The organism is Amycolatopsis sp. NPDC006125 (genome assembly GCF_040614195.1).
Classification (GTDB): Bacteria; Actinomycetota; Actinomycetes; order Mycobacteriales; family Pseudonocardiaceae; genus Amycolatopsis_E; species Amycolatopsis_E tucumanensis.
In genome coordinates this window covers 1-9,957 of record NZ_JBEXTZ010000167.1, presented here as the reverse complement: position 1 = coordinate 9,957, position 9,957 = coordinate 1, and the positions used below count along the sequence as shown (strand labels likewise).

The following is a 9,957-nucleotide window of genomic DNA, read 5'->3' as shown; positions in this document are numbered from 1 at the left end:
GGCCGCCCCGATCGGCGCGGCCCGCACCGATCGGGGCTTGGTCTGCGCGGCCGGTGCCGATCGGGAGTCCGCTCGGCCGTTGAGGTGCCTCGCGCCGGCTGGTCCTGCCGCGACGGACGCCTGCGGGAGCCGCTCCCTCCACCGTCATGCGCCGCGCCGGCCTCCGGTGGCGCGCGGGCTGGGTCAGCTGGGCATGAGGCCTCCTTCCTGGCAGTCGCTCAGGCGGCGGAGTGTGTCGGGCGGGAGTTGGTGGCTCAGGCAGATCCGGAGGAGCTCCGCGAGGCGGTGGCCGGGGTGGGCGGCCAGTGCGTTGTCGAACGCCAGGGCGGCCAGGACGCCGTCCCCGCGGCGGTAGGCCGAGTAGCCGAGGAGCACGGCCGGCTCGGCGCGTTCCGGCATCGGGGTGCGGCGGACGAGTTCGAGCCACAGCCGTTCGGCGGCGGTGGACGGGGGTTCGCCGGGCGGGTCGGCCGTCGTGAGGCAACGGTCGCGCACCGTGAGGTCCGACAGGGCCATCGCCAGGGAGACCACGTCGTCGTCGCTCAGGTCGAAGTCGCCCGCGACGGCCCGGGCCAGGGCGACGCGGACGACGGCGAGGTGCTCGGCCGACTGCGCCTCGCCGAACCAGTCCGGTTCGGCACCGCCCATCGCGGCGTGCCAACCCGCTGGGCCGCCCGCGGCGGGCTCGGCTGACTCCGCTTCGCCGCACCGGCCCGGTGCGGCGCCGCCCTTGGCGGTCGGTGCAGCCGACTTTGCCTCGGTGAACGCACCCAGTGCGGCGCCGTGCGTTGCCTTGTTGGGATTGGCCGCCGTGGGCTGCTGTGCCTTGCTTGCCGGCCCAGTGGGGCTCGGTCTCGTCAGTCCGTTGTCGATCGCTTCGTCCAGCATGTGTTGCCGCCGGGTGATGGCGGCTGGGTCGTCGGGGTCGAGCAGGCGTGCCATCTCCTCGCGGCTGCCGTACGTCACTTGGCCACTCGTCGCCATCGTGGCGGCCAGCACGGTTTCCCGGTCGTCCGGCAGCACGCCTCGCAGGCACCTTTCGTGGTAGCACCGCCACCGTGCTCCGCCGCGGATCTCCGGGACCCACAAGGCGTGATCGACCGGGCGTCCGGCGTTCCCGAACGTGGACGTCAACCGGCGGGCCAAGCCGTGGTGCGGCAACCGGCCCGGCGGCGCCCGGTGGCCGGGGTGGCGGCCGATGATCACGACCGTCACCCCGGCGCCGGGATGTCGGAGCACGGCGCGCACGAGATCACCGGCCATGTCCGGCTCGCACGCCTCGTCGGGCAGATCCGCGCGGATCACCGGCGTGATCATGCGTTCCCGGCCGCCGTGGTTGAGCAGCACGACGGACGGGCCGGGCCGGTACGTCAGCAGGTGCGGCACCGCGGCGATCAGCTCGCCGGGGTCGGAGATGCGGACGGTGATCCGGCCGTCCGTGCCGGTGTTGGTGGTCGTGGAAGTCATGGAACCACTATGGGGCAGAAAACCAGTGTTCCCGAAACAGAACGGGATTCTGTGGATGGTTCAGGACGATGTGGACAACTTCCCGCCCGCGCGGGCCGGTGGCGCATTCCTGTCAGGGGTGTGGAGTAAGGTGTCCGGCCCGGTCCGCTCGGTCCACAGTAGATTCCACCCGACCTGACGAAGATCGACATGAGGTCGCGTGGTTTTACCGTACGGTTACCTCCGCGGGGCACGATTCCGATTAGGTGGACGTTATGCGGGGCATGAAATGGCGCGTCGTGCTCGCCGGGGTGGGCGCGGGAGTGGCCACGGCCGTGGTCGTCACCTCGCTGACCATCGGCAAGGCGGACACCGGTTCGGTGCCCGTCGCGGCGCCCAGCGCGCTGCCGTCGACCAGCACGACACCGTCGGCCACATCGGTCAGCACCACGCACTCGACGCTGACCGCCGACGAGCGCACGCGTCTCGCCGCCGCCGCGACCGGCGCGGTCACCCACGAGGTGTCCGGGACCACCGTCGGACTCGCCCTGTACGACACGGCCACCGGCGAACTGCTGGCCTCCGCGAACGGCGACCGGCAGTTCTACACGGCATCGGTGGTCAAGCTCCTGATGGCGCTCGACGTCCTGCACACCGGCGGCTGGCACGCCCCGAGCGACGCGCAGCGCGAGCGCATCGTCGAGATGCTGTCGCTCAGCGACGACGGCGACGCCGAATCGTTCTGGAACTCGGGCGGACGCGGATCGATCGTCACGCGGATGGCTGATCTGATGAACCTGGAGAACACTCAGCCGCCACGGATTTCCGACCAGTGGGAGATGACCAGGACGACCCCGAACGACCTGGTGGCGATCTACCGCTACCTGGCCACCGAGGTGCCGCCCGAGGCGCGGCAGCCGATCCTCGACGGGCTGGCGGCGATCCGGACCCCGGCCGCGGACGGGTTCCCGCAGTACTTCGGCATCCCGGACGGCCTGCCGGGACTGCCGCGCGCGGTCAAGCAGGGCTGGATGGAGATCAGCCGGGCCGTCGTGCTGAACACGACCGGGCTCGTCGGGCCGGGCTACCGCTACGTCGCGGTGCTGCTGACCGAACTGCCGCTGGGAACGAGCTTCGGCGAGGGACGCGCCGCGCTGACGGCCGGGATCAGCGCCCTTCGGCCGACGGTGAGCGAGTTGCCCTGACCCGCCGACCGAACTGCCACCGCCGTGGCCGCAGGTGCCGGGATTAGACTCCCGGGCCGATGGCCGGCAAACTGCACAACCGCGTCGCCTCCGTGGCGGGTGCCGCGCTCGCCCAGCGCAAGTACGTCGCTCCCGTCGAGGTGTTCACCGCACTCGGCTGGGTGCATCCCTCCCGCGTCGAAGAGTGGCGCCGCGGGCGGTTCAGCCCCCTCGCCAAGGAACTTCCCGTCGATAACACGCGCATCGCCGAAGCCCTGGAGTGCCTGGGCAGCTGGGCCCGCGCCAACGGGCTGAGCCCGTCCGACAGCGCTTACGTCGCGGGCACCCGGGATCGCCGCGACCTGCGGTTCACCGACGACGACGCGCTCGATCGCCTGTGCCGCACGCATTGGCTGGCCCCGGGACTGACGGACAAGCAACGCGCCCGCCTCACCGAACGGCAGAACAAGGCGCCGGACCTCGCCGTGACCACCGCAGGCAACGCCTGGACCTGCGTGGGCTGCGCGACCCGTGGCGCGGCCGGGGACCTGCACCTGCCCGACGGCGACGGCCACCTGTGCCTCGCCTGCGCGGACTTCGACCACCTCGTCTTCCTGCCCGCGGGCAACGCCGCGCTGTCCCGCCGCGCGAAGCAGGAGAGCACCCTCGCCGTGCTGGTCCTGCGCTTCAACCGGCGGCGCAAACGCCATGAGCGGCAAGGGATCCTCGTCGAAGAAGCCGCGCTCGAACGCGCCGAACAGCAGTGCCTCGCCGACGAGGACGTCCGCGCCCGCCGGCGGGAACGGGACGCGCACCGCCGGGCCGCGCAGGACGTCGAGTTCCAGGCCGCCTTCGCCGAGGTCGTCCGCCGGTTGTACCCGGGCTGCCCGGCCGAGCGGGCTCAGTCGATCGCCGAGCACGCGGGGAGCCGGGGCAGCGGGCGCGTCGGGCGGTCCGCGGCCGGGCGGGCGCTCGACGAGGAAGCCGTGCGGCTCGCGGTGATCGCCTCGGTGCGACACCTCGACACCGCCTATGACCGGTTGCTCATGGACGGCGTGCCGCGCGCGGACGCCCGGGAGCGGATCCGGGCGGATCTGGACCGGGTGCTGGAGGGGTGGGCCCAGCCTTCAGCCGGGTGAACCGCGATGGCGGGAAAGGCGGTCCGGCGAGCTCAGCCCTGCGCGATGTAGGCCGCCAGTTGCTGCTGCGTCGCCTCCAGTTCCTCCATCCGGCTCTTCACCACGTCGCCGATGCTGACGATCCCGACCAGGCGCCCGCCCTCCATGACGGGCACGTGCCGCACCCGGCGCTGGGTCATCAGCACGCTCAAGTCGTCCACCGAATCACGCGGGGTGCACGTCGCCACCACCGTCGTCATGATCTCCGACACCGGGTGTTCCAGCAGGGCAGGCCCGTGCTCGTTGAGCTTCCGCACCACATCGCGTTCCGACACGATGCCCGCGATGCCGTCCTCCCCAGCCACGACCATCGCGCCCACGTTGTGCTCGGCCAGCCCGGCGAGCAGATCGGTGATGGACGACTCGGGCCGCACCGTGGCCACCCAGTTCCCCTTGCTCCGCAGTAAGTCGGCGATCCGCATCGACAGCCTCCAAGCTGCTCGTGACCCGGCTCACATCAGGTTAGAGCCCGGTCGCTGTCCGCGAAAGCCCGCAACTCCCGCAGCCCCGGCTCGATGCGGTCACGCGGGATCGCGCCGAAGCCGAAAACGAGTCCATCCAGGGCATCCCGCACGCCCGTGAAGTCACCGAGCGTGTAGATCCGCACGCCCGCCTGCCGCGCGGCTCGCACCATCGGACGTACCGGCGTCGCGCTGAATGCACTCACATGGAGTCCGGCCGACGACGGGATCAATCGCAGGTCCGGGAACTCCCGCGCGACCACGCGGCACACCACCTCGCGCCGGGCGGCGTACTCGCGGCGTGTGCGGCGGATGTGCCGGGCGAACTCGCCGCTGTCCATGAACTCCGCCAGCGCCGCCTGCGTGAGGCTCGCCGAATGCCAGTCCGTCAGGTACTTCGCCTTCGCCAGTGCCGGCCGCAAGCCCGGCGGCGCGACGAGGAACCCGAGTCGCAGCCCGGGAAGCAGCACCTTGGAGAACGATCCGATGTAGAGCACCCGGCCACTGGAATCCAAGCTGCGCAACGGTTCCAGCGGCCGTCCTGTGTAACGGAACTCGGTGTCGTAGTCGTCCTCCAGTATCGCCGCGTCGTGCCGGCGGGCCCAGTCGATCAGGGCCACCCGCCGCGCCATCGACATCGACACCCCGAGCGGGAACTGGTGCGACGGCGTCACGTACACCAAGCGGCAGTCGCCGGGGATGGCGTCGACGACGATGCCCTCGTCGTCCACCGGCACCCCGACCGGCCGCGCACCCAGTGTGGCGAACAGCTGCCGCGGCGGCGGGTAGCCGGGATCCTCGACCGCGACCCGGGCGCCCGGTTCGACCAGCACCCGGGCGGCGAGATCCACCGCTTGCTGCGATCCGTTCGTGACCAGCACGTCGTCCGCGGTGACCCGGACCGCCCGCGACACGCCGATGTGCCGCGCGATCGCCTCCCGCAGAGCGGGGTGCCCCTGCGGATCGCCGTAGGTGAGCACGTCATGCCGCGACCGCCGCAGCTGCTGCGTGACCAGGCGGCGCCAGGTGTCGAACGGGAACAGCGAGACGTCCGGCGCGCCGGAGCGGAAGTCGAACGACGGCTGCTCGCGGAACCGGTCCGGCGGACGGGGCACGTCGTCCCACACCGGGATCGGGGTGAGCGAAGCCGGCCCCCTGTCTGGCGGGCGGCCGTCCCGCCGAGCGCCCGCGCCGACGAACGTGCCCGCGCCGACCCGTGACTCCAGGAACCCCTCGGCGACCAGGCGGTCGTACGCGGCGCTGACCGTGTTGCGCGACACCGCGAGCCGTTGTGCCAGCTCACGGGTGGGCGGCAGGGCGTCCCCGTCGCGCAGGCGGCCGTCGAGGATCGCCTCGCGGATCTGGCGGTAGATGGCATCCCGCCGGCCACGGCCGGCCCCCAGCTCGATCTGGATGTCCACCTCGCCAGCCTAATTGGCCCAACTCCGATGGCCCAGCTTTGGACCTTCGGCAGGGCCACTTGTCGGCCTAGGTTGACCACATGGACATCCGTGATCTCGACCGGCGAGTTCTCGCCGACCTGGACAAGATCGTTTCCGGGGTCACCGACCTCGGCCTGCGGACACCGTGCGCGGGCTGGACGCTCGGTGACCTGCTCACCCACCAGGTGAGCGAAAATCACGCCTTCGCGGTGGCGCTGCGCGAGGGCGCCGCGCCTGACTGGGCGACCGGAACGCTCGGTGACGACCCGTACCGCGCCTACGCGGAGTCGGTCGACGCCTTCCTCGCCGCTGCCGCCGACGACGCGGTGCTGGACCGCGAGGTGACGGTCCGCGAGTTCGGCACCTTCCCCGCTCCGGTCGCGCTCACCATGCACCTGGTCGACTCGGTCGCGCACGGCTGGGACCTCGCCCGCGCCCTCGACGCGCCCTACGAACCCGACCCGGAGGCCGTGCACGTCGCGCTGCGGTTCGCCGAGCGGATGCGCACCCGGCCGCGCCCCGACGACGACGTCTTCGCGCCCGTCGTCGAGATCGCTCCGGACGCCGGCGAACTGGACCGGTTCCTCGCGCTGACCGGCCGCGACCCCGCCTGGCGTTGAAAATCATCCCCACCTGGCAGGATGGGGACATGGCTGACGAAGACCCGTACCTCTGGCTCGAGGACGTGACCGGCGAGCGGGCGCTCGACTGGGTCCGGCAGCGCAACGCCGAATCGGTCGCCGAGCTCACCGGCGGCACGCGGTTCGAGCAGCTGCGCGACGAGGCCCGCGAGGTGCTCGACGCCGACGACCGGATCCCCTACATCCGCCGGCGCGGCGAGTACTTCTACAACTTCTGGCAGGACGCGGCGCACCCGCGCGGCCTGTGGCGGCGCACCACTCTCGACTCCTACCGCACCGAGCGGCCCGACTGGGAGGTCCTGCTCGACGTCGACGCGCTGGCCGAGGCCGAGGGCGAGAACTGGGTCTGGCAGGGCGCGGCGGTGCTGCGGCCGTCGTACCGGCGCGGCCTGGCCGAGCTGTCCCGCGGTGGCGCGGACGCGGCCGTCGTGCGCGAGTTCGACCTGGAGGCGCGTGAGTTCGTCGCGGGCGGGTTCGAGCTGCCCGAGGCCAAGAGCCGCGTGGGGTGGATCGACGAGGACCGCATCTACGTCGGCACCGACTTCGGCCCCGGCTCGATGACCGCGTCCGGGTACCCGCGGATCATGAAGGAGTGGCGCCGCGGGACCCCGCTCGCCGAGGCCGTCACGGTCTTCGAAGGCAAACCGGACGACGTCGCGGTGTTCGCCTACCACGACCCCACGCCCGGGTTCGAACGCGACTTCGTCGGCCGCGCCATCGACTTCTACCGCACGGAGAAGTTCCTGCGCACGCCCGACGGCCTGGTCAAGCTCGACGTGCCGGAGGACGCGCAGACCAGCACCCACAAGGAGTGGCTGCTGATCCGGACCCGCACGGCCTGGACGGTCGCCGGCCGCGACTACGCGCCCGGCACGCTGCTCGCCGCGCGGTTCGACGACTACCTGGCGGGCGAGCGCGACCTCACCGTCCTGTTCGAGCCGGACGGGCGCACGTCGCTGGAGGCCTGGGACTGGACGAAGCACCACCTGCTGCTCACCACCCTCGCCGACGTGCACACGGAGCTGCACGTGCTCACTCCCGGCGAGGACGGCTGGCGCCGCGAGCCGCTGGCCGGGGCGCCGGAGCTGGGCACCGCGGAGATCGTCGACACCGATCCCGACCACAGCGACGAGTACCTGCTCAACACCAGCGGCTTCACCCAGCCGGCGACGCTCTCCTACGGGCACGTCGGCGGCGAGACCGAGATCCTGAAGCAGGCCCCGGCCCGTTTCGATGCCTCGGACATCACCGTCGAGCAGCACTTCGCCACCTCGAAGGACGGCACGCGGATCCCGTACTTCGTGGTGCGGCCGCGCAACGGGGACGGCCCGACGATGCTCACCGGCTACGGCGGGTTCGAGGTGTCCCGCCTGCCCGCGTACAGCGGCGTGACCGGCCACGGCTGGCTCGCGCGCGGCGGCACGTACGTGCTCGCGAACATCCGAGGCGGCGGCGAGTACGGGCCGGGCTGGCACACCGGCGCGATCAAGGAGAACCGCTACCTGGTCTACGAGGACTTCGCCGCGGTCGCCGCGGACCTCGTCGAGCGCGGCATCACGACGCCGGAGCGGCTGGGCATCCACGGCGGCAGCAACGGCGGCCTGCTGATGGGCGTCATGCTCACCCGCTACCCCGAGCTGTTCGGCGCGATCGTGAGCCAGGTTCCGCTGCTGGACATGAAGCGCTACCACCTGCTGCTGGCGGGCGCGTCGTGGGTGGCCGAGTACGGCGACCCGGACGATCCGGCGGAATGGGAGTACATCTCGAAGTACTCGCCCTACCAGAACGTCCACAAGGGACGGAAGTACCCGCCCACGCTGTTCATGACGTCCACCCGCGACGACCGGGTGCACCCGGCGCACGCGCGCAAGATGATGGCGCGCATGCTCGAGCAGGGGCACGACGTGCGGTACTACGAGAACATCGAGGGCGGGCACGGCGCCGCGGCGGACAACGAGCAGCTGGCTTACAAGTGGGCCCTGCTGTTCGAGTTCCTGTGGCAGAAGCTCAGCAGCTGACCGCTCGCCGCCACCGCGGCGGCGAGCACGAACGCCCAGCCGAACGCGCCGGTGGCCACCACCGCGCCCATCGCCGCGACGCCGACGGTCGCCCCGACCTGGCGGACGGCGTTGAGCAGGCCACCGGCGGTTCCGGCGTAGCCGTCGGGCGCCGCGGTCACCACGCCGGTGACGAGCGCGGGCAGGGCGAGGGAGACACCGAAGCCGAGCAGCAGGAGCCCGCACGCCAGCAGCGGGTAGGGCGCGTGGACGGTCGCGGCCAGGACAGCGGCGCCCGCGGTCAGCAGGGTCAGCCCGGCGACGACCGGGAGGCGCGGGCCGCGGGCGGCGACGATCCGGCTGGTCAGCAGCGGGTTGAACGCGGTCGGCAAGGTGAGCGGCAGGAACGCCAGCCCGGTCTGGACCGGGGTGAGGTGGCGCTCGTCCTGCAGCAGCAGGGTCACCGCGAACAACGCGCCGGAGAGCACGAAGTTCACCGCCGCGCCGGCGAACAGGTTCACCGCGACGCCCCGGCTGCGCACCAGGACCGGTGGCACGGACAGGGCCGCCGAGCGGCGCTCCCGGTGGACGAACAACGCGAGCACCACGAGCGCGAGGACGGCCGCGACGGGCTGGGCGTCGACGATCGCCTCGGTCAGCAGGCCGAGGAACACGCATGCGGCGAGCTGGCTCCGGACGTCGAACCCGCGGCGGGCGGGCGCCGTCTCGCGGCCGCGGGTGAGGGCCAGCCCGAGGGCCGCGAGCGGGACGTTGACGAGGAACACCGCCCGCCAGTCCGCGAGGTCGACCAGCAGACCGCCGGCGATCGGCCCGGCGGCGAGCGCGACGCCGGTGATGGCCGCCCACGCGCCGAGCGCCTTCGCCCGCGCCGCCGGGTCCGGGTGCATTCGGCTGATGAGCGCGAGGGAGCTGGGCAGGCACGCCGCGCCGGCGACGCCGAGCAGGACGCGCAGCACGACGAGGACGGTCAGGTTCGGCGCGAACGCCGAGACCAGCGAGAGGACGCCGAAGCTCGCGACACCCCAGCGGAACACGCGCAGCGGGCCGAACCGGTCAGCGAGGGCGCCGCCGCCGAGCAGGAACGCGGCGAACGAGACGGTGTAGCCGTTGACCACCCACTGCTGCCCGGCGACCGAGCCGCCGAGGTCGGCGCGAATGCCGGGCAGCGCGACGGTGAGCACGGTGGTGTCCAGCAGGACGAGGAAGTAGGCGAGGGAGACGCCGAGAAGGCTGCCCCGGGTAGCGGTTGTCGTCACGGCGGCGACTCTCCGGTTCCGGGGGTGCTCGCTCAACGGGCGGGACCGGATGCGGCCTCAGGTATTTCCGGATGGGGCGAGTTGGGAGCTCATCCGGCAGCGTGTCGGTGCCCGGCTGCGTTCGTCCTGCGGCGTGCGGGTGCCCGGCTGCGCGCTCAGCCGGCGGCGTACGGATGCCTGGATGCCCGTTCATCCGGCGGCGTTCGGATGCCCGGTTACGCGCTCACCCGGCGGCGCGCGGATGCCCGGCCGCGCGCTCACCCCGCGCCGTACGGGCGCCCGACTGCACGCTCACGCGGCGCCATGCGCGCACCCGGCCACGCGCCCACCC

The 9,957-nt window shown here is 72.4% G+C and carries 8 protein-coding genes; 4 read left to right on the top strand and 4 right to left on the bottom strand.

From position 1 onward, the window contains the following. Window positions 1-183: 183 nt before the first annotated feature. Window positions 184-1,467: a DUF4192 domain-containing protein gene (locus tag ABZ193_RS41875; protein ID WP_354714320.1), complete on the bottom strand. Its 1,284-nt coding sequence runs from the start codon at window positions 1,465-1,467 to the stop codon at window positions 184-186. 254 nt (window positions 1,468-1,721) lie between these two features. On the opposite strand from ABZ193_RS41875, the gene ABZ193_RS41870 reads away from it, so the two are divergent. Both ABZ193_RS41870 and ABZ193_RS41865 read left to right on the top strand, forming a co-directional pair. Continuing rightward, a complete protein-coding gene (locus tag ABZ193_RS41870; protein WP_354714318.1) occupies window positions 1,722-2,651 on the top strand; it encodes a hypothetical protein in 930 nt (309 codons plus the stop codon). Window positions 2,652-2,710: 59 nt separating this feature from the next. Continuing rightward, window positions 2,711-3,769: a DUF2293 domain-containing protein gene (locus ABZ193_RS41865; RefSeq protein ID WP_354714316.1), complete on the top strand. Its 1,059-nt coding sequence runs from the start codon at window positions 2,711-2,713 to the stop codon at window positions 3,767-3,769. 32 nt (window positions 3,770-3,801) lie between these two features. Here the strand turns inward: ABZ193_RS41865 and ABZ193_RS41860 are convergent, their stop codons facing one another. Together ABZ193_RS41860 and ABZ193_RS41855 are read right to left on the bottom strand one after the other, a co-directional pair. Continuing rightward, window positions 3,802-4,230: a CBS domain-containing protein gene (locus ABZ193_RS41860; protein ID WP_020421079.1), complete on the bottom strand. Its 429-nt coding sequence runs from the start codon at window positions 4,228-4,230 to the stop codon at window positions 3,802-3,804. Between the two features lie 35 nt (window positions 4,231-4,265). Further along, window positions 4,266-5,690 (bottom strand): PLP-dependent aminotransferase family protein, encoded by a 1,425-nt coding sequence (locus ABZ193_RS41855; protein WP_354714315.1) that lies wholly within the window; start codon window positions 5,688-5,690, stop codon window positions 4,266-4,268. An 80-nt stretch (window positions 5,691-5,770) separates the two neighbouring features. Here ABZ193_RS41855 and ABZ193_RS41850 point away from each other — a divergent pair, with 80 nt between their 5' ends. Both ABZ193_RS41850 and ABZ193_RS41845 read left to right on the top strand, forming a co-directional pair. Beyond that, entirely contained in the window at window positions 5,771-6,331 is a 561-nt protein-coding gene (locus ABZ193_RS41850) for a TIGR03086 family metal-binding protein (RefSeq protein ID WP_020421081.1), read from the top strand. A gap of 29 nt (window positions 6,332-6,360) precedes the next feature. Further along, entirely contained in the window at window positions 6,361-8,370 is a 2,010-nt protein-coding gene (locus ABZ193_RS41845) for a prolyl oligopeptidase family serine peptidase (RefSeq protein WP_354714313.1), read from the top strand. Here ABZ193_RS41845 and ABZ193_RS41840 read toward each other — a convergent pair. Continuing rightward, on the bottom strand, window positions 8,319-9,626 hold the full coding sequence (locus ABZ193_RS41840; protein ID WP_354714311.1) for an MFS transporter: 1,308 nt from the start codon (window positions 9,624-9,626) through the stop codon (window positions 8,319-8,321). The two genes, ABZ193_RS41845 and ABZ193_RS41840, sit on opposite strands and share 52 nt — an antisense overlap. Window positions 9,627-9,957 lie beyond the last annotated feature (331 nt).

Coding starts and splice junctions, on each gene's coding strand:
- ABZ193_RS41875 (WP_354714320.1), bottom strand. CDS start 1,467: ATGACTTCCACGACCACCAACACCGGCACGGACGGCCGGATCACCGTC.
- ABZ193_RS41870 (WP_354714318.1), top strand. CDS start 1,722: ATGCGGGGCATGAAATGGCGCGTCGTGCTCGCCGGGGTGGGCGCGGGA.
- ABZ193_RS41865 (WP_354714316.1), top strand. CDS start 2,711: ATGGCCGGCAAACTGCACAACCGCGTCGCCTCCGTGGCGGGTGCCGCG.
- ABZ193_RS41860 (WP_020421079.1), bottom strand. CDS start 4,230: ATGCGGATCGCCGACTTACTGCGGAGCAAGGGGAACTGGGTGGCCACG.
- ABZ193_RS41850 (WP_020421081.1), top strand. CDS start 5,771: ATGGACATCCGTGATCTCGACCGGCGAGTTCTCGCCGACCTGGACAAG.
- ABZ193_RS41845 (WP_354714313.1), top strand. CDS start 6,361: ATGGCTGACGAAGACCCGTACCTCTGGCTCGAGGACGTGACCGGCGAG.